The organism is Chrysosporum bergii ANA360D, from assembly GCF_029891735.1.
Taxonomy (GTDB): domain Bacteria; phylum Cyanobacteriota; class Cyanobacteriia; order Cyanobacteriales; family Nostocaceae; genus Umezakia; species Umezakia bergii.
Map to the genome: position 1 here is coordinate 1 of NZ_JANQDH010000061.1, position 922 is coordinate 922.

A 922-nucleotide genomic window follows, 5' to 3' on the forward strand; every position below is an offset into this window, starting at 1 on the left:
CTAACAGATGAAGCTTTAATCTTTATTTTAAGACAATTACGTTCAGGTTTTCCCCGTCGTCCCCGGGCGTTTCCCCATTCGGTGGGGTTGATTGGTATGCGGGATGTGCGGGACTATAAGGTTAAATCCGGTGGAAGTGAAAGACTTAATACTTCCAGTCCTTTCAATATCAAGGCTGAGTCTTTAACCCTCAGTAATTTTACTTTATCAGAAGTAGAAGAACTTTACTTACAACATACACAAGCTACGGGACAGGTGTTTACTCCGGAAGCCATCCACCAGGCATTTTATTTGACCGATGGACAACCGTGGTTAGTCAACGCCCTAGCTCGTCAAGCTACCCAGGTTTTGGTGAAAGATATTACCCAACCCATTACTGCTGAAGTCATTAACCGAGCCAAAGAAATTCTCATTCAGCGCCAGGATACCCATTTAGACAGCTTAGCAGAAAGATTACGGGAAGATAGAGTCAAAACTATTATTGAACCAATTTTAGCAGGTGAAGATCTACCTGATGTACCCCAGGATGATATTCGTTACGTCCTGGATTTAGGACTGTGTCGAGACCGAGGACAGGGTTTGGAAATTGCCAATCCAATTTATCGGGAAGTTCTACCCTTGGTGTTAAGTTACACAACCAGAGCTTCCATTGGAGTTATTGAACCTCGTTGGTTAAATGAACAGGGGGAGCTATTACCCGATGAATTATTGGAAGCATTTCTGGAGTTTTGGCGACAACATGGGGAACCACTACTCAAAAGTGCGCCCTATCATGAAATCGCTCCCCATTTAGTGTTAATGGCATTTTTACATCGGGTAGTAAATGGTGGTGGTACGTTAGAACGAGAATATGCCATTGGTTCTGGAAGGATGGATATTTGTTTACGCTATGGCAAAGTGGTGATGGGCATAGAGTTAAAGG

The 922-nt window shown here is 43.4% G+C and carries 1 pseudogene; it reads left to right on the forward strand.

Annotation, left to right across the window (positions count from 1 at the left end):
* Nucleotides 1-922, forward strand: a pseudogene (locus tag NWP17_RS09425) (ATP-binding protein); the annotation flags it as partial.